The 18,065-nt window shown below is 69.6% G+C and carries 19 protein-coding genes and 1 riboswitch; of the genes, 3 read left to right on the top strand and 16 right to left on the bottom strand.

Features of this window, described 5'->3' with window-relative positions:
• Positions 1-5: 5 nt before the first annotated feature.
• From FB600_RS00630 to FB600_RS00610, 6 genes are all read right to left on the bottom strand, one after another.
• On the bottom strand, positions 6-1,727 hold the full coding sequence (locus FB600_RS00630; RefSeq protein WP_145756050.1) for a PepSY-associated TM helix domain-containing protein: 1,722 nt from the start codon (positions 1,725-1,727) through the stop codon (positions 6-8).
• A complete protein-coding gene (locus FB600_RS00625) occupies positions 1,724-2,023 on the bottom strand; it encodes a DUF3649 domain-containing protein (protein WP_036056242.1) in 300 nt (99 codons plus the stop codon). Before FB600_RS00625 ends, FB600_RS00630 begins: the two co-directional genes overlap by 4 nt.
• A complete protein-coding gene (locus FB600_RS37030; RefSeq protein ID WP_155296513.1) occupies positions 2,020-2,181 on the bottom strand; it encodes a hypothetical protein in 162 nt (53 codons plus the stop codon). Before FB600_RS37030 ends, FB600_RS00625 begins: the two co-directional genes overlap by 4 nt.
• A 221-nt stretch (positions 2,182-2,402) precedes the next feature.
• Positions 2,403-3,089 carry a DUF799 domain-containing protein gene (locus FB600_RS00620; protein WP_145756049.1) on the bottom strand — a complete coding sequence of 229 codons (687 nt, stop codon included), beginning with the start codon at positions 3,087-3,089 and terminating at the stop codon, positions 2,403-2,405.
• Positions 3,090-3,101: 12 nt separating this feature from the next.
• Positions 3,102-3,572, bottom strand: a complete 471-nt coding sequence (locus FB600_RS00615; protein WP_145756048.1) for a DUF4810 domain-containing protein — start codon at positions 3,570-3,572, stop codon at positions 3,102-3,104.
• 50 nt (positions 3,573-3,622) lie between these two features.
• Positions 3,623-4,270: a CsgG/HfaB family protein gene (locus FB600_RS00610; protein ID WP_373421855.1), complete on the bottom strand. Its 648-nt coding sequence runs from the start codon at positions 4,268-4,270 to the stop codon at positions 3,623-3,625.
• 222 nt (positions 4,271-4,492) lie between these two features.
• Here FB600_RS00610 and FB600_RS00605 point away from each other — a divergent pair, with 222 nt between their 5' ends.
• A complete protein-coding gene (locus FB600_RS00605; RefSeq protein WP_124076752.1) occupies positions 4,493-4,777 on the top strand; it encodes a hypothetical protein in 285 nt (94 codons plus the stop codon).
• Between the two features lie 198 nt (positions 4,778-4,975).
• Positions 4,976-6,355 (top strand): amino acid permease, encoded by a 1,380-nt coding sequence (locus FB600_RS00600; RefSeq protein WP_096751136.1) that lies wholly within the window; start codon positions 4,976-4,978, stop codon positions 6,353-6,355.
• Between the two features lie 67 nt (positions 6,356-6,422).
• Here the strand turns inward: FB600_RS00600 and FB600_RS00595 are convergent, their stop codons facing one another.
• From FB600_RS00595 to FB600_RS00570, 6 genes are all read right to left on the bottom strand, one after another.
• Positions 6,423-6,935, bottom strand: coding sequence for a 6,7-dimethyl-8-ribityllumazine synthase (locus FB600_RS00595; protein ID WP_013690304.1), 513 nt, complete (start codon positions 6,933-6,935; stop codon positions 6,423-6,425).
• A 70-nt stretch (positions 6,936-7,005) separates the two neighbouring features.
• A riboswitch (FMN riboswitch) is annotated at positions 7,006-7,162 on the bottom strand.
• Between the two features lie 92 nt (positions 7,163-7,254).
• On the bottom strand, positions 7,255-8,136 hold the full coding sequence (locus FB600_RS00590; RefSeq protein ID WP_025100323.1) for an ABC transporter permease: 882 nt from the start codon (positions 8,134-8,136) through the stop codon (positions 7,255-7,257).
• Positions 8,133-9,056, bottom strand: a complete 924-nt coding sequence (locus tag FB600_RS00585) for an ABC transporter ATP-binding protein (RefSeq protein WP_096751134.1) — start codon at positions 9,054-9,056, stop codon at positions 8,133-8,135. Before FB600_RS00585 ends, FB600_RS00590 begins: the two co-directional genes overlap by 4 nt.
• Before the next feature lie 126 nt (positions 9,057-9,182).
• Positions 9,183-10,238, bottom strand: a complete 1,056-nt coding sequence (locus FB600_RS00580; protein WP_098152353.1) for an ABC transporter substrate-binding protein — start codon at positions 10,236-10,238, stop codon at positions 9,183-9,185.
• Between the two features lie 128 nt (positions 10,239-10,366).
• Positions 10,367-11,206, bottom strand: a complete 840-nt coding sequence (locus FB600_RS00575; RefSeq protein WP_223997854.1) for a TauD/TfdA dioxygenase family protein — start codon at positions 11,204-11,206, stop codon at positions 10,367-10,369.
• Positions 11,207-11,493: 287 nt separating this feature from the next.
• Positions 11,494-12,414, bottom strand: a complete 921-nt coding sequence (locus FB600_RS00570; protein WP_145756047.1) for an NAD(P)/FAD-dependent oxidoreductase — start codon at positions 12,412-12,414, stop codon at positions 11,494-11,496.
• Positions 12,415-12,532: 118 nt separating this feature from the next.
• Between FB600_RS00570 and FB600_RS00565 the strand changes: the two genes are divergently transcribed.
• Positions 12,533-12,979 carry an Rrf2 family transcriptional regulator gene (locus tag FB600_RS00565; RefSeq protein ID WP_096751130.1) on the top strand — a complete coding sequence of 149 codons (447 nt, stop codon included), beginning with the start codon at positions 12,533-12,535 and terminating at the stop codon, positions 12,977-12,979.
• Positions 12,980-13,099: 120 nt separating this feature from the next.
• Here the strand turns inward: FB600_RS00565 and FB600_RS00560 are convergent, their stop codons facing one another.
• From FB600_RS00560 to FB600_RS00545, 4 genes are read right to left on the bottom strand one after another with little or no spacing between them, the layout of a single operon-like run.
• A complete protein-coding gene (locus FB600_RS00560) occupies positions 13,100-14,104 on the bottom strand; it encodes a flagellin N-methylase (protein WP_145756046.1) in 1,005 nt (334 codons plus the stop codon).
• Positions 14,104-14,931, bottom strand: coding sequence for a MetQ/NlpA family lipoprotein (locus FB600_RS00555; RefSeq protein ID WP_409995209.1), 828 nt, complete (start codon positions 14,929-14,931; stop codon positions 14,104-14,106). Before FB600_RS00555 ends, FB600_RS00560 begins: the two co-directional genes overlap by 1 nt.
• Positions 14,932-14,963: 32 nt before the next feature.
• Positions 14,964-16,013 carry a formylglycine-generating enzyme family protein gene (locus FB600_RS00550; protein ID WP_145756044.1) on the bottom strand — a complete coding sequence of 350 codons (1,050 nt, stop codon included), beginning with the start codon at positions 16,011-16,013 and terminating at the stop codon, positions 14,964-14,966.
• A 10-nt stretch (positions 16,014-16,023) separates the two neighbouring features.
• The gene (locus FB600_RS00545; protein ID WP_145756043.1) at positions 16,024-18,015 is read right to left on the bottom strand and encodes an arylsulfatase; all 1,992 of its coding nucleotides are present in this window, start codon (positions 18,013-18,015) and stop codon (positions 16,024-16,026) included.
• Positions 18,016-18,065: the final 50 nt, after the last annotated feature.

The raw sequence follows: 18,065 nt of genomic DNA, 5'->3' as shown, positions 1-18,065 counted from the left end.
CACCATCAGAGTCGCGCCTCGTCGGGTTTCGCGGCCGGGGCGCGGGAGCCCGTCTTGCCGCCCGCCCCGCCCTTGCCCGCGGCGCGTGCCCGGCCGCGATGGCGACTCACGCGGATCGCCAGCAGCGCATGCAGCGCCGCGAAGGCCCACATCATCAGGTCGAAGCCGGCGAATACCCAATCGCCTTCGGCCACGCTGCGCCAGAACGGCCGCGCGGTGGTCAGCGCGTTGAGCACCGGCAGCAGCGCCAGCAAACCGGCAGCCAGCCACAGCAGCTCGATCCAGGCACGCCGCGCCGGCCGCAGCAGCGCGTACAGCAGGGCCACGCCCCACACCGCGAAGAACAGCTTGATCTCGCCGTCCTGGCGATGCGGCAGGTCCAGCGGCAGCAGGCGGTTGCCCCACAGATAAGCCGTCATCGCGATCGACAGGCCGGCGATGCTGGCGATATTGAGCCGCTCGACCAGCCGGAAGCCGAAATACGGCCGCGTCGGATCCGGCAGTTGCTGGCGGCGCTTGACGGTCCACATCACCAGCCCGGTGCCGACCATCGCCGTGCCGGCCAGGCTGACGATGAAGTACAGCCAGCGCAGTTGCAGGTCGCTGAAGCGGCCCAGGTGCAGCGCGTAGAACACGCCGCGCGTCTCGGCCGCGCCGCCCACCCGGTCGTGCACCTCGGCCAGCTTGCCGGTGGCGCCGTCGAACACCAGGTATTGCGGGCTCGAGGACACGCGCCCGGCCTCGGCGCGCGCCACCGCCACGCGCGCGATCGCGTCGCCGGGATTGACCACCGTCACCATGCCCACCCCGTGCTCGCCCCAGCGCGCCTGCGCGACGCGCACCATCGCGTCGACCGGCGCGAGCGGCGCCGTCCTGCCGCTCGGCGCGGCCGGCTGGATGAAGGCGCTGATCTGCGCGTTCAACGCGGCCTGCTCGCCGGGCGTCTTCATCGCGAGCTGGTTGCCCCAGGGCATGTACAGGGTCATCAGCGTGACCAGGCCCGTGTAGGTGATCATCAGGTGGAACGGCAGGCCGAACACCGACAGCACGTTGTGCGCGTCGAGCCAGGAACGCTGGCCCTTGCCCCAGCGGAAGGTGAAGAAGTCGACGAAGATCTTCTTGTGCGTGATCACGCCGCTGACGATCGCCACCAGCATGAACATCGCGCAGAAGCCGGCGATCCAGCGGCCCCAGATCGGCGACATGTAATAGAACTGGAAATGGAAGCGGTAGAAGAATTCGCCGCCCAGCGTGTCGCGCGCGGCGGTGACGCGGCCGTTGCCCGGATCGAAGGCGGCCTCGCCGAAGAAGCGCCCCTTGCCCATCTCGGCCGGCGTGAGCCGCCAGAACGCGCTCGCCACGTTGCTGCGATCGGTCGGCAGCGTGATGCCCCATTGCGTGCTTTGCGGCGCCAGCGTGGCCATGGTGCCGACCACGCGCCTGGCCACCTCGGCCGGGTCGGGCGTGTGCTGCTGGTGCGCCAGTTCGGGGCGCATCCATTGCGAGATCTCGTCCTTGAAGTAGCTGACCGTGCCGGTCAGGAACATCGCGTAGAGAATCCAGCCGCACAGCAGCCCGGCCCAGGTATGCAGGTCCGACATGCTCTGGCGCACGCCGCGCGGCTTGGGGGCGGCGCGCTTCGCGCCCGGTTTCGCTTCCGGCTTCATGTCCGATTTCGCGCCCTGGTTCGCGGCGTGTTGCGTCGTCGGGTTCGGTGCCATGCTCATCGGGCGATCACTCCCGCGCCGACGCAGGCGGCCGCCACCGCGAGCGGCAAGGCCGCCGCGAGCAACCCCGCCCAGGCGCGGGTCGCGCTGCGCGCCAGGAACACCCAGATCACCGCACCGGTGTAGAACGCGAAACTGGCCAGCATGCCGGTCAGCACCGCCTGGGGCGCCGCGATCGGCAAGGCCAGCGCGGCCACGCTGGCCAGCGCGCCGAGCGCGTAACCGCCGCCGATCGCGCAGACGATCCGCGACACCAGCGGCGCCAGCCGCCGCCAGCGCTCGAGGCCGGCGCTCATGCCGTCAGCGCCGCGGGCGCGGCGATCGAGGTCGGGTAAGGCTTCAACAGCTTGTCCATCCAGGTTCCGAAAGTCACGTGATACGCCGCGCCGCCGCGAATCCTCCAGGAATTTGCGGCAGTGCGGCACGCGGACGAAGCCGCGATCATACCGCCCATCCACAGCGGTCCTTGCAGCCATGACCCGCGAGAACGGAAAACGGGACAGCCGGGGACGGGAAAGTTTGTAACAGCCGTGGGAGCCGCTGCCGGCGGTACCGTGAACGACACCGTCAACGATAAAAACCCGTCGGGCGCTCCGGAAAACCGGATCCGTCCGACGGGTCGTGGCAAGGCGGCGCCACGGCGGCCCGAGCCGAAACCCGGGCCGCCGCGCGGGCTCAGTCGGTGCCGTACTTCGGCGAGCGCGGCCCGTACAACAGACCGTTGGGCGGCCCGGCCGACAGCAGCTTGGCATTGGTCAGCCCGGCCACGTCGACGCTCTCGTCGGTCACCGTCTTCGCGATCTGCTTGACGGCCGCCTGGGCCAGGTTGACGAACAGACCGACCATGCCGCCGCCCTGCACGCCACCGTGCATGCCGCCCAGTTCCTTGTCGGTGGCGCTCTGCGAACCGGTCCAGAGCACGTCGCCGGTGCGCAGGTCGACAAGCTTGGCGCTCACCGAGACGACGGTGACGCTGTCGATCACCTGGTAGGTGGTGCCGTAACGGGTGACCGTCATGTAGAGCGCCGAGTCGGCGCCGAAGATCTCACGCAGCTTGGCGGGCGACACCTCGGCGATGTCGTTGGGCGTGGTCAGGCCGTTGTACTTGAAGGTCTCCTCCATCGGGCCGACCGGCACCACGTAGTAGCCCGACTCCGCCAGCGGCAGGGTGACCCGCGACAGCACGCCGAAGCTCGCCTTCACCTCGTTGGTGTTGTTGACGGGCGGCAGCACCAGGATCGACTTCGGCTGGCTGCGCTTGAAGGCCGTGTAGTCGGGGTGCTGGACGGGGCCCGCGCAGGCAGCCAGCATGGCCAGCAGCGCGACGGCCGACAGCAGCTTGATCGAAATGCGTTGCAACATGGGGAGCTCCGGTCAGTGGTTCGCGGCCTGCGCGGTGGTGTCGGGATGGGCCGCCGAAGCGGCGGCGGGCGCCGTGGCGGGCTGGACGGCCGGCTTGGGATCGGGCCCGGCATCCTTGCCGCCGGCCTTCTTCTTCATCAGGAAGTCCATGTACGAGGCCGATTCCGGGAACGCGTCCTTCTCGGCCTGGAAGGCCTGCATCGCCTGCTCGTCGTTGCCGACGGTGGCGTAGAGCACGCCCAGCTGCGCCTCGAAACCCGGCGGCGGGCGATGGCCCTGCGCGCGGATCTTCTGCAGCGACTTCTCGAGCGCGTCGATCTGCTCCTGCGGCGACTTCTCGGCCTTGAAGTAGTCGTAGACGCCGCGCTGGTAGCCGTCCCATTGGTAGAGCGGCGGCGTGCCCGGGGCGGCGCAGCCGGTCAGCAGCGCGCTGGCGACGGCGAGCGACAGCCCGGCGCCGCGGATGAACGTGATGGTCTTCATCGTGGTCGTGTGGTCGAGGGTGAAACGCGGGATGGCCGTTTATGCACGGCTCACTTGGTGGCGCCCAGGGCGCCGGCGTCGACTTGCGCGACGAGGCGCTCGACGGCTTCCTGGATCGCCAGGTCGAGCACCTTGCCGTTGAGCGTCGAGTCGTAGCTGGCGGTGCCGCCGAAGCCGATCACCTGGCGGCTCGACAGGCTGAACTCGCCGGCGCCCTGGCTCGACAGCACCACCTCGGAGGTGGCGGTATCGACGATGTTCAGGTTCACCTTGGCATAGGCCACCTGCTGCTTGCCGCTGCCGAGGATGCCGAACAGCTCGTGATCGCCGACTTCCTTGCGGCCGAACTCGGTCACGTCGCCGGTCACCACGTAGCGCGCGCCCTTCACGGCCTGCTGCTGTTTCAGGAAGGCCGATTCCTGGCGGATCTCGTCGAGGTTGTCGCGATCGAGCACGCTGAAGCGGCGGCTCTGCTGCAGGTGCGTGATCAGGATCGTCTTGGCCTGGCCGCCGAGGCGGTCGATGCCGTCGGAGAAGATGCCGCGCATGTAGCTGGAGCGGTTGTCGAACTTGCCGACCGAGATCGCCACCGGCTTGCCGGCGAACGGCACCTGGGCGCTCGGGGTCGGCGCCACCGGCAGGCTGCGCGAGGATTCGGTCGCGCAGGCGCCGAGGCCGAGCGCGAGCGCGGCGGCCATGGCCGCCACGCAGGCGCGGGAACGAATGGGTTGAGTCATCGAGGGGCTCCTCATCGGTTGAAAAACATCGGTGGAACGGTTGGCCGGCGCCGGATCCGGCCGGCACGGCCGCGCGCACGCGCGGACCCCGGCATTGGCCGGTGCGCACGCGATTCGCGCGAATCAGATTGGGGAGGAAACGGCTTCGGCAGCGCCCCGCTGGAGGCGGATAACTAGCCCGAAGTGGCGGCGCTGGCGATCGAGGCCGGCGGCCGGGATCGGCGCGCGGCGGCATCGGCGATGCGGCACGGTATGAAGATGTCTGCGATGGACACGCTGACGCGCGTCATTTCGCGCATCACCCCGGTTTGGCGGCTGGTCTGGTCGTTCGTCATTATCATTCTTACGAATTTTTCTCTCGTGGCGAACGGTAGCATCAAACGCGAATCATCAGGGGCCGGATGCGGGGATCTTGCAACAATTAAAGAAAATCAGAATCCTCCAATTGTTTGTTCAAGTGATTTGTGACTAAGCCGATTGGCCTGATCGGTGCGCCTCGACATGATTCGAGCGTCCGAAAGGACGCGGCATTCTTGCTTCCCCAGCCCCTTTTTCCGTGCGCCGAGCATTGGTATGATGATCCCCGCTCGATTCAACTTGACTAGACAACTTCGGGCGCTGCGGCCGGCCGTGATGCCGGCCCGCCAATCCAATCACGGAGACACGATGAAGCACTTGCAACGCCATCTCGGCGCGCGTCACATCCGTTTTCTCGCACTCGGCTCGGCCATCGGCACGGGCCTGTTCTATGGTTCCGCTTCCGCCATCCGCCTGGCCGGCCCGGCCGTGATCCTGGCCTATATCGTCGGCGGCGCGGCGGTCTACATGGTGATGCGCGCGCTCGGCGAAATGGCGGTGCGCGAGCCGGTGGCCGGCTCCTTCGGCCAGTACGCCAGCGACAACCTCGGCCCCTTCGCGGGCTTCGTGACGGGCTGGACCTACACGCTCGAGATGGTGATCGTGGCGATCGCCGACGTGACCGCCTTCGGCATCTACATGGGCTTCTGGTTTCCGGGCGTGCCGCAATGGATCTGGGTGCTGGCGATCGTGGCCATCATCTGCGGGCTCAACCTCTGCCAGGTCAAGGTGTTCGGCGAGCTCGAATTCTGGCTGTCGATCATCAAGGTGGTGGCGATCGGCGCGATGATCGTCGGCGGCATCGCGATCCTCGTGGTCGGCATGCACCTGGGCAGCGCCGACGCGGCCGCGCCCTCGCTCGCCAACCTCTGGTCGCACGGCGGTTTCCTGCCGAACGGCTTCGGCGGGCTGGTGGCATCGCTGTCGGTGGTGATCTTCGCCTATGGCGGCATCGAGGTGATCGGCATGAGCGCCGGCGAGGCGAAGAACCCCGAGCAGGTGATCCCGCGCGCGATCAACGCGGTGCCGGTGCGCATCCTGCTGTTCTACGTGCTGACCATGATCGTGCTGATGTCGATCTTCCCCTGGACCGGCGTGGGCACCAGCGGCAGCCCCTTCGTCGAGATCTTCTCGGCGCTCGGCGTGAAGTCGGCCGCCAGCATCCTCAACGTGGTGGTGATCAGCGCCGCCATCTCGGCGATCAACAGCGACATCTTCGGCGCGGGCCGCATGATGTACGGCATGGCCCGGCAGGGCCAGGCGCCGCGCCTGCTGGCCGCCACCTCGAAACAGGGCGTGCCCTACATGACGGTGCTGGTGATGGCCGGCGCGCTGCTGGTGGGCGTGGTGCTCAACTACCTGACGCCGAAGGACGTGTTCCAGACCGTGGCGGCGATCGCCACCTTCGCGACGGTCTGGGTCTGGCTGATGATCCTGCTCTCGCAGGTGGCGATGCGGCGCCGGCTGGCGCGCGCCGAGGTCGAGGCGCTGAAGTTCCGCGTGCCGCTGTGGCCGCTCGGCCCGGCGCTGGCGATCGCCTTCATGCTGTTCGTGGTGGCGATGATCGGCTGGTTCGAGGACACGCGCGTTGCCCTCTATGCCGGGATGGGCTGGCTGGTGTGGCTGTGGCTGGTCTATCAGGTGCGCCGCCGCGGGACGCCCTTGCGCTGGCGGGCCGGCGAGCGCTGAGCGGCGCTCGCGAACCACGGGCGGCCGAAAGGCCGCCTTTTTCATTGCCGCCGGGTCGAGTGTCGGCTTACGCCGCCTGCTTGATGGTCGTGGCCTCTGCCGCGCCGCGCAGCGCGGCGACCTTCGCCACCGTATCGGCGCAGGCGTGCGCCAGTTCCTTGCCCTTCACCACGAAGTGCTCGTGGAAGAAGCTGGTGTGCTCGTGCGAGCCGTGATGGAAATGATGCGGCGTCAGCACCGCGCTGAGCACCACCGTCTCGGTCTCGAGGCCGACCTGCATCAGGCCGGAGATCACCGCCTGCGCGACGAACTCGTGGCGGTAGATGCCGCCGTCCACCACCAGGCCGGCGCAGGCGATGGCCGCGTACTTGCCGGTCTTCGCCAGCAGCTTGGCGTGCAGCGGGATCTCGAAGGCGCCGGCCACCTCGAAGAAGTCGATCTCCGACTCGGCGATGCCCGCGGCCGCCAGCGAGGCGACGAACGAGGTCTTGCACTGGTCGACGATGTCCTTGTGCCAGCAGGACTGGATAAAGGCGATACGGCGGGGGGAAGTTTGGGAAACGGAATACGGCTGAGTCATCGACGGGTCCTGTGTTTGAGTTGAATGGGCGCACAGGGCCACACCGCACGCCTTGCGCGTGCGGCAAAAACCCCGCTCTCTCTCATCCGGACTATGACCGTCGGCCCCGGGATCGCACCGGGTCGGCAGGCATCGCGCAGGTGAGCCTGGCGCGAGCTGTTCGCGGGCTACGTGCACGAGGCACGATTACCGCCGGTGGGGAATTTCGCCCCGCCCTGAGAACGTTGCGACGCACCGAAGTGCGCCGCGGCGAAAATCTATCACAATCGCCGAAAACGCGTGCACGACCGCCGCGACCCGCCGGCGGACGGTTTCGCCCTCACGCGTGCCAGCGCCGGATCGACAGGCGTTCGAGCGTATCGAACACCAGATGCTCGACCAGCAGGCCGATCACGATCACCGCCGCGAGGCCGGCGAAGACGCGATCGGTGTACAGCTCGTTGCGGTTCTGGAAGATGTACCAGCCCAGGCCGCCCTGCCCCGCGCTCGCGCCGAACACCAGCTCGGCCGCGATCAGCGTGCGCCAGGCGAAGGCCCAGCCCACCCGCAGCCCCGACAGGATCGAGGGCAGCGCGGCCGGCACCAGGATCAGCCAGACGAAGCGCAGCCCGCGCAGGCCGTAGTTGCGGCCCGCCATGCGCAGCGTGGCCGGCACGCCGAGGAAGCCGGTGTACATGCTCAGCGCCAGCGGCCAGAGCACCGAATGGACCAGCACGAACAGCAGACTGCCGGTGCCGAGCCCGAACCAGAGCAGCGCGATCGGCAGCAAGGCGATCGAGGGTAGCGGATTGAACATGGCGGTCAGCATCGACAGCAGGTCGCGGCCGATGCGGGTGGACACCGCCACCGAGGTCAGCGCGAAGGCCAGCACCGCGCCGATCGCGTAGCCGCGCAGCAGCACCGACAGCGAGATGCCGGTCTTCACCAGCAGTTCGCCCGAGGCGATGCCCTCCACGAAGGCGCGCAGCGTGGCGACGAAGGTCGGCACCAGCAGGTCGTTGTCGACCAGGCGCGCAACGATCTCCCAGGCCGCGATCAGCACCGCGCCGATCAACACGCGGCGCAGCGCGCTCGAGCCGAGCACGCGCGAGGCCAGCGAGGCGCGCACGCTGTCGGTGCCGGCATCGGCCGGCTCCAGCGGCAGCTCGTATTCGGGGCGGGCCGGCGCGCCGGCGCCGGGATGCGGGAATGGCGTGCTCATGCGGGTTGCTCCTGGGCCGGTGCCGCGTCCTCGGCCGTCGCGTCGGGCGCGTCGAACAGCAGGTGATGGATGCGCGCCACGCTCTGCTGGAAATCGTCGCTGCCGATGCTGTCGAGCGCGAAACGCCCGCTGTTCAGCTCGGCGCGCACGCGGCCCGGATGCGGCGACAGCAGCAGGATGCGGTTGCCGATCACCAGCGCCTCCTCGATCGAATGCGTGACGAACAGCAGCGTGAAGCGGGCCTCGTCCCACAGCCGCAGCAGTTCCTCCTGCATCTTGCGGCGCGTGAGCGCGTCGAGCGCGGCGAAGGGTTCGTCCATCAGCAGCACGCGCGGCTGCATCGCCAGCGCGCGGGCGATCGCCACGCGCTGCTTCATGCCGCCCGACAGCGTATGCGGATAGGCGCTCGCGAACGAGGACAGGCCGACCTTGTCGAGATAGTGGCCGGCGCGTTCGCGAGCCTCGGCGCGCGACAGCTTGCGCGCCACGCGCAGCGGGAACGCGATGTTCTCGAGCACGGTCTTCCAGGGCGGAAGCTGGTCGAACTCCTGGAACACCGCGACCCGATCGGCGCCCGGGCCGTCGATGCGCCGGCCGTCGAGCGAGATGCCGCCGGAGGCCGGCTCGACGAAGCCGGCCACCGCCTTCAGCAAGGTCGACTTCCCGCAGCCGGAAGGCCCGAGCAGCACGAAGCGATCGCCGTGATCGACCTCGAAGCTCACGCGCTGGGTGGCACGCACGATGCGCTGGCCGCTGCGATATTCCAGCGTGACGCGATCGACCGACAACAGCGGCGCCTCGCCGGCTCCCGGCTCGGCAGCGGCGCCGGCCTCACCGCGCCGGGCGGCGCGCGGCGCGGCTTGCGCGTCATTTCCGGCGCGCGCGACATGCGGCGCGGACCAGGCGTTCGACAGACTCATGCTCGACCTCGACGGTGCAACGGATAAAACATCAACATACCGGCGGCGCCCGGCGATCCCAACCAATCATTGCGGCTATGCAAATGCCGGCGGCGGGTAAGCGCGATGCCGGCCGCCTCGCGCGGATCAGCTGCCGCCCTGCGTGGCGGGATCGTCGAAGAAGTAGTCGTGCACCGTCTTCGGCTCGTTGCGGATCGCGCCGACGCGATGCATGAACTGCGCGAGCCCCAGCGTGTTCTGCGGCGCGGTCTTGAACTGCACCTGCGGGTCGCGCAGGATCTTCAGCAGCAGCGCGCGATCGATCTTCGACTGGTTGACGCGGATATAGATGTCGGCCGCGCGCTCGGGATCGGCGGCGATCAGCCTGGCCGCGTCGTTCAGCGCGGCCACGAAGGCGCGATAGGTCTTCGGGTTGGCGTCGCGGAACTTCTCGGTGGCGTACAGCACGGTGGCCGAGCTCGGGCCGCCCAGCACGTCGTAGGAATTGAGCACGATGTGCGCCTTCGGGTTGCCGGCCAGTTCCTGCTGCTGGAACGGCGGGTTGCCGAAATGGCCGGTGATCACGCTGCTGTTGGCGATGATGGCGGCCGCCGCGTCGGGATGCGGGATCGCCTGGGTGAGCTTGTCGAGACGGTCGTAGGACTTGTCGCCCCACTGCCTGGCGGCCGCGTACTGCAGCACGCGCGACTGCACCGAGACGCCCACGGCCGGCACCGCGATGCGGTCCTTGTCGGTGAAATCGGCGATGGTCTTCACGCCCGGGTTGTTGCTGACGAGGTAGTACGGCAGGTTGCCGAGCGAGGCCACGCCCTTCACGTTCTGCCGGCCGTGGGTGCGATCCCAGACGGTCAGCAGCGGCCCCACGCCGGCCCCGGCGATGTCCACCGCGCCCGACAGCAGCGCATCGTTGACGGCCGCGCCGCCCGACAGCTTGACCCAGTCGACCTGGATGTCGAGCCCCGCCTTCTTGCCTTCCTGCTCGATCAGGTGCTGGTCGCGCGCCACGTTCAGCATCAGGTAGACGATGCCGAACTGCTCGGCGATGCGGATCCTGCCCTCGGCATGGGCCGGCGCGGCGGCGCCGAAGCCGGCGACGGCCAGCGTCGCGGCCAGCAGCGAGGCGCCGGCGCGGCGCGCGGAAAAACGGGGGCGCGCGAACGCGGCGCGAAACGGAGACGGCATCGGGAACCTCTTGGCGGGAAAGGAAAACGGGAAGCGGGCGCACGACGGGCCATCGCGGCGCGAAGCACGCCGCGACGACATCGATGCGAACGGCGCGGCGCGGTGCGCCGCCGGGATCGGCCAGCGCCTCAGCGCGGCGCGTCGCCCTCGATCGTGGTGCGATAGAGCTTGCGGCGCAGGTGATCGGGCGTGCCGGCCGCCAGGTGCATCAGCGAGCGGTTGTCCCAGAACACCAGGTCGTGCTCGCGCCATTGATGGCGGTACACGAACTCGTCGCGCACGCTGTGCGCGAACAGCTCGTCGAGCAGCGCGCGGCTCTCGTCCTCGGGCAGGCCGACGATGCGCGTGGTGAAGTGCTCGCTGACGAACAGCGCGCGGCGCCCCGTCTCGGGATGGGTGCGCACGATCGGATGATCGACGGCCTTCACCTGGGCGATCTGCTCGGGCGTCAGGTTCGGGCGCCACGGGCTGCGCGCCTGCAGCTCGGCGTAACGCGCCAGGTAGGTATGTTCGGCGCGACGCCCTTCCACCTCGCGCTTGAGCGCCTCGGGCAGCGCGTCCCAGGCCAGGTGCATGTTGGCGAACAGCGTGTCGCCGCCCTCGGCGGGCAGCTCCTGCGCGTGCAGCAGTGAGCCCAGGCTCGGCTTTTCCTTGTAGGACAGGTCGGAATGCCAGAAATGGCCGGCGTCGCCGAGCCCGATCGGCTGGCCGTTCTCGAGGATGTTCGAGACGATCAGCACCTCGGGATGGCCGGGCAGCGCGAACTGCGCCAGCACATGCCGCTGCAGCGGGCCGAAGCGCGCGCTGAAGGCGACGTGCTCGTCGGGCGTGATGCGCTGGTCGCGAAACACCACCACGTGATGGTCGAGGTGGGCGCGGTGGATGCGGGCGAAATCGTCCTCGCCGATCGGCCGTGACAGGTCGAGGCCGACGATCTCGGCGCCGAGCGCGCCGTCGAACGGCAGGATCTCGAAATGCTGGGGCGCGACCGCGTGCGCGGCCGGGGCGGATACGGGGGAAGCAACAGCGGCGGAAACGGACACGTTCGACGATTCCTGGCTAACAAAAACCAGAATCTACGGCCGCGCGCGCCGCAAAACAACGAAGCAAATCGGATACGAATATGAGTGGCGGTCATAACGAGGCCAGGGACGCGGCAACCGCGATCCTTGCCGCCGCTGGCATCGAATCCGACGCGATCGCGACGCGGGCAGGCGGCGAAGCCGGTCGAATTTGCCGGATCGCCACCCGGCCCTCACTGTGCTTCCGGAAAAACCAGCGAGCGATGCGCGGCGACGCCGGCCATCACGCCCGAGGCCGAGGCGAAGGTGGCATTGGTCATTGCGTTCGAGGCGTCGCCGGCGGCGAACACGCCGGGCACGCTGGTCTGCTTCATCGCGTCGACGCGCACGATCTCGCCGAACGGCGTGGTCTCGATCTCGCAGCCGAGCTGCCTGGCCAGGTCGCTGGCCATCTGCGTGCGGGTGCCGACGAACAGGGCCTTGAGCGGGAATTCGCGCCCGTCGGCCAGGCGCAGCCCGTCGAGCGCGGGGGCCGCGCCGAGCAGCTCGGCCACCGGGCTCGTCTCTATCCTCACGCCGCGCGCCGCGAGCTGGGCGATCTCCTCGGCGGCGGGCTCGATGGCGCCCTGCGTGAACCAGGTGGTCGGGCCCCAGTCGGACACGAGCATCGCCTGATGGAAGGACATCGGGTGCGTGGCCAGCACGCCGAGCTGCCCCTCGCCGATCTCGTAGCCATGGCAATACGGACAATGCAGCACGCTCACGCCCCAGCGCTCGGCCAGCCCCGCCACCTCCGGCAGCTCGTCGCGCACGCCGGTGGCGAGGATCAGGCGCTCGGCCGTGACCGTGGCGCCGTCGTCGAGCGTGACCACGAAGCCGCCCTCGCCGCCCTCGTCAAGCTTCGCCCGATGCGCCTCGCCGAGCCGGATCTCGACGCTCGGGTACTCGGCCAGTTGGGCGGTGGCGTCGCCGATGATGTCGGCCGGCGCGCGCCGATCCTGCCCGAAAAAGCCGTGCGAATGCGCGGCGAAGCGGTTGCGCGGCCGCCGGCCGTCGATCACGAGCACGCGACGACGCGCCCGCGCCAGTTGCATGGCGGCCGACAGGCCCGCGAAACTGCCGCCGATCACGACGACTTCATGGTGTGACTGCATGGGTCCTCCGGTTGCCGCCGACGTGGGCGGCCATTTCATGGAACATCAAGAGTTGCATGATAGGCGTGTACCATCCGTCTTGCAACTCGCCATGTTGCGTGATCGAACCCGGAGAACCATGAGAACCGATAGCCGCCTGTCACGGATGCTGCACGCACTGATCCACATGAACCGCGCCGAGGGGCCGCTGACCTCCGAGGCGATCGCCGCGATGCTCTGCACCAATGCGGTGGTGGTGCGGCGCCTGCTTGGCGGCCTGCGCGATGCGGGTTACGTGCAATCGGAAAAGGGACATGGCGGCGGCTGGACGCTGGCGGTCTCGCTCGATGCGATCACCCTGCTCGACGTCTATCGCGCGGTGGGCGAGCCGCCGCTGTTCTCGGAGCTGGTGTCCGAGGATCACCCGCAATGCCTGGTGGAGCGCGCCGTCAACGCGCATCTGCGCGCGACGCTGGCGGAGGCCGAGGCGGCCTTGCTGGCCAAGCTGGGCCAGGTCACGCTGGGGGCGCTGGCCGGCGATTTCGAACGCGCCATGCCGGAGCACGCGCAAGGGGAACGAGGCTGAGCGACGCGTGATCCGCTGCCTGCCGGGCGTGCTTGGTTCGATCGATCACGAACGTGTTTTCCGCTTTCTTCGTCACGACGCTCGCCAGCCGCCGTGAATCCTGCCGAGACCGTGGGCACGTCAGGCGAGGCCGAGCCACGCCTCCACCGCCGCGCTGTCGATAGCTGGTGGCACCGGCGCGGCGTCTATCGATGCCAGTTCACGCCGCGCCTTCTCACAGGCTTCGGCATGAGCGCGCAGTTCGCGCGTGGTGGCGCGATCCTCGGGCAGGCGCCGTTCGAGTGCCGCTTCGACCATGCTGCCGATCAGGCGGCGCTGGCAGTCGAGCACCTCGATCGTTGCCTCGCGGCAGCGCGATGAAATTCGCGCGATCGCCAGCAAGGCGGGAACGGCGGGGATCGTCAGGTGCGCGCCCGGGGGCAGTTGCGCCCAACTTCTCGCCCATTCCGGGCCGCTCGCGATCAATTGCGCGGCGATCGCATCGCGCCAGATCGCGCGCTCCACTTCCAGTGCCTCCCGACAAGCCGCCAGCGCCGCGCCGGCCAGCACGCGCCCTGCTTCGACCAAGGGCTCGGCAGCATCCGTCACATCGGGTTCGCCCCTCTCGCTCAAGCACCCGGCGCCGATCCATTCGGCCTGCTCGCGCCGAGCGCCCAGCACGAAGGCCTGCAGGCGATCGGGCGCCAGCGGATCGAGCGGCACCGCCTCGCAGATCGCCGGCTTGCCCGCCGCATGCAGGCTGCAATGGCCGTCGTCGGACAGCGCGGGGCATCGTTCGCGCGAGGCATAGTCGTGGCCGCGCAAGCTCAGCGACAAGCAATCGCCGCCGGGCGCGATACGCGGATAGAGACGATCGGCCAACGCATCGTGCGCGGCGAGGTCCTCGGCATCGAGTTCGTGGCCGAGTTCGCCGATCCGGATCCGCTCGCCGAGCCGGCGCCGCGGCACGCGCGCGATCGCGATGCTGGCGACGAAACGCTCGCGATGCCGGAACAGCTCGCGCATCGACAGCGACGGCGGGCTGTTGCAGCAGCGCCCGCAGGCATGACAGGCCAGCGCGAACGAGGCGCCGCGCGGCACCAGCCGGATCGGCGCGGACGAGGATCGCGCGGGCAAGCCGGACATCACCACGGCCGCCGCACCGAATCCTGGTAGCGCACCAGCAGGAAGTGCGCGAGAGGTTCGGCGTGATAGGCGGCGACCAGTTCGCCGACCCAGGGCTGGCCGCGATCGGCATCGCGGATCGTCAGCACGCTCGCATAGGGCGAGCGCGCGTCCTCGGTGCCGATGCTGTCGCGCCCCGGCTGCAGGCCGGCGCGCTGCGCGGTCTCGCGATCCATCGCCACCAGGTCGGCATGATCGAGCGCGGCATACAGCTCGCCGGCGGGCCGCTCGACCAGGCGCAGCCCGAGCCGGTTGCCGAGCACGTCGCGCCGCGTGGCATCGAGCCCGGCCGCCTCGCGCAGCCTCAGCAGGTTCTCGTTCTGCAGCAGCACCAGCGCGCGCGAAGCGCCGCGCCGGTCGGCCGGGATCGCCACGGTCGCGCCGGGGCGCAACTGGCTCAGGCCTTGCAGCCGTCGCGAATAGAGCGCGAGCGGCAAGGTCACGGTGGGGGCGACGCTGCTCAGCGCGTAACCGTGCGCGCGGCGCGCGGCCTCGAGCTGGCGCGCGTCCTCGAAACTCGCCGCATCGAGCCGGCCGGCCGCGAGGGCCGCGTCGATACGCGCCGGATCGTCGAAGCGCCGCACCTCGATGGCCAGCCCGCGAGCGGCCGCGATGCGGCGCACCTCCTCGGCGATCTCGGCATGCGGGCCCGGTGTCACGCCGATACGCAGCGGTGCCGCCGAGCGCGTCGCCCCGTGCGTGGCGGAAGCGACGGCCGGCACCGGCGGCAAGGACCAGGCCGCGCTCCAGCCGCAGCACAAGGCGATGCCGAGCACGCGCGCCGCCATTCGCCGGCGCGAGGCCGGCTTGTCGAGGCCGCTCACGAGGCGTCCCTCAGGATGGTCCGGAAGCCGATATGCGAGGCGGCCAGGTCGGCTTCCTGGCTCTCGCGCGACGAGGCGCGGTAACGCACGCAGTAATCGCGCGCGCAGAGGAAGGAGCCGCCCTTGATCACCATCGGCGTGTCGTGCGGTCGCGAGGTCGGCGCGACGGCGGCGGTGTCGCCGTTGGTATGCGACTGATGCGGGCCGCCGTAGGCATCGCGGGTCCATTCCCAGGCGTTGCCGATCATGTCGTAGAGCCGGAAATCGTTGGCGGCATAACAGCCTACCGGCGCGAGCCCGGCATGGCCGTCCTCGGCCGTGTCGATCACTGGAAACACACCTTGCCAGTAGTTCGCCGCGGGTTTGCCGTCGCTGCCCACCGGCGCGGCATCGAGATCGGCGCCGTCGCGGCCTGCCTTGCCCGCGTATTCCCATTCCGCCTCGGTCGGCAAATCGCGGCCGAGCCAGCGCGCATAGGCGAGCGCGTCGTGCAGCGTGACCAGCGTCACCGGCAGGTTGCCGCGCCCGTCCACGCTGCTGCCGGGGCCGGTCGGGTGCCGCCACGAGGCGCCCTTCACCCAGCTCCACCAGGCCAGGTCGCGCGCGGCCAGTTCCTCGCGCGAGGGCACGTGGAACACTGCCGCGCCGCCCTGCCGCTCGGCCTCGGTCAGGTAGCCGGTGGCCCGCACGAAGCTGTCGAACTGGGCCACCGTGACATCGGTCTGGTCGATCCAGAAACCGCCGACGCGGGTGCGCCCGTCGCCGGCCGGCCGCTCGTCCGGGTAGCCGCGCGGGCTGCCGAACACGAAGGCGCCGGCATGCAGGTGGACCATGCCCGCCTTGGGATCCTCGCGCCAGCCTGCGGGAATCCCGCCATAACGCTCGCAGCGCGACTCGCTGCCGAGCGGCGCCAGCGGCCGGCCGCGATTGGCCGCGTCGAACGCGGCATCGGGCGCGGCCTGCCAGCCCGCGGCCGCATACGAGAGCGCGAAGGCGGCGGCGAACAGCGCAACGCCGGCCAGCGCGGTTTTCGTCACGAAACGCATCGATCGCGGCTCAGTAGTAACCGACCGGGCGCAGCGGCTCCACGCCGCCCACGCTGGCCATGTAGGCGTTCCACTGATCGAACAGGGTTTGCACGATCGACGGGTTCTGCGCCGAGACGTCGTTGGTCTCGCCGCGGTCGGCCTTCAGGTCGTAGAGCTGCCAGTGGCCGTCGGCCGGCCCCAGCGGCGGCTCGGTCCACAGCGCCTTCCAGCGGCCGTCGGCGCTGCGCAGGTAGGCGCGGCCATAGGCTTCGTCGCCGAACGGCGCGGTATGCACCTCGCCGGTGGCGGTGCCGGCCAGCACCGGCAACAGCGACTTGCCGCTGACCGGGTAGACGTAGCGATCGCCGTAGATCACCTTGCCGCGATTCGCGTCGACGCCGGTCAGCGTGTTGATCAGCGGCGGCGCCGGCTGCGAGGGCGGCGCGACGCCGGCCACGTCGAGGAAGGTGGCGGTGTCGTCGGTGACGTGTGTAAACAGGTTCAGCGTCGGCAAGGCACGCGTCTGCCCCGGCAGGTGCACGATGGCCGGCACCGACACGCCGCCCTCGGCCGAATACCCCTTGCTGAGGCGCAGCGGCGTGGCGCTGACCTCGGCCCAGCGCAGCCCGTATTGCAGGCGCTGCGCGTTCTGCTGGCCGTTGTCGGTGCCGAGCGCCGAATACACCGGGTCCTGCGCGTTGGCGGTATCGGTGGCGGTGGGATCGGCGCCCGAGTCGATCGGCCAGCCCTCGGCGCCGTTGTCCGACTGGAACATGACGAAGGTGTTGTCGTATTCGCCGATGTCCTTCAGGTGCTGGATCAGCAGGCCGATGTTGTAGTCGAGGTTCTCGACCATCCCGGCGTAGATCTCCATGTAGCGCGCCTGCGCGCGGCGCTCGGCCGGCGACAGGCTGGCCCAGGCCTTGTCCACCTTGCCCTGGCCGTAGTCGCTGTAGCCGGCCGCGGCGGGATGCACGGCGCTGATGTACCGCGCGGCCGGCGTGCCGTTGTTGGCGGTGGCGGGCGAGCGCGTGAGCGTCTCCGGCAACCCGCCGAACGGCTGGAAGTCGGCCGGGATCAGGCCCAGCGCCTTCTGCCGCGCGATGCGCGCGTTGCGGATCGCGTCGTAGCCGGCGTCGTAGACGCCCGCGTACTTGTGCAGCCACGGGTCCGGCACCTGCAGCGGCCAATGCGGCGAGGTATAGGCGGCGTAGGCGAAGAAGGGCTTGCCGTCTCCGTGGTTCGCATCGATATCGGCGATCAGCTTCTGCGTGTAGAAGTCGGTCGAGTAGAACACCGCGGGACTGCCGCCGGCGCCGCCCGGTTGGCCGGGCTGGCCCGGCTGCACGTAGCGGCCGTCTTCCGTGTAGTTTTTCGAACCGGCCGGCTCGTGCGCGAAGTGATTGGTGGCGGCGCCGCCGAGCAGCGCGTAGCTGCGCTCGAAGCCCCATTGGTCGGGCGTCTGCCCGCCGCCGCTGGCGCTGCCGACGATGCCCGAGCCGAGGTGCCACTTGCCGGCCATGTAGGTGTGATAGCCGGCATCCTTGAGCAGTTGCGCGATCGACAGCGAGCGGTCGTTCAGGTAACCCTCGTAGCCGGGCAGGCCGCGACGTTCGTCGGTCGGCGCGCCCATCGTGCCCTCGCCGACCAGGTGGTGGTCGGTGCCCGAGATCAGCATCGAGCGCGTGATCGCGCAGACCGTGCCGGCATGATGGTTGGCGAGGATGCGGCCCGAGCCCACCAGCGCGTCGAGGTTCGGCGTGTTGATCTCGCCGCCGAAGGCGTGGATGTCGGAATAGCCGAGATCGTCGGCCGTGATGTACAGGATGTTGGCGCGCTTGTGCGCGGCCGGCGGCGGTGTCGAAGGCGCGCTCGGGCCGCTCGCCACCTCGCTGTCGCTGCCGCCGCAGGAGGCCAGCGCCACCGCCCCGGCGATGGCCGCGGCGAGCAGTGGGAGACGAACACGGGAACGCGGGCTGGACGAGGATGCGGGGGATGTCGAGGCGGCGGATCGATTCATTATTGTCGTGCGCGGAACGCTCAGGCTGCGGGAGCCGCGATCTTATCCGC

The organism is Burkholderia sp. SJZ089 (assembly GCF_007828315.1).
In the GTDB taxonomy this organism is placed as follows: domain Bacteria; phylum Pseudomonadota; class Gammaproteobacteria; order Burkholderiales; family Burkholderiaceae; genus Burkholderia; species Burkholderia gladioli.
This window is presented reverse-complemented; position numbering and strand designations above follow the sequence as displayed.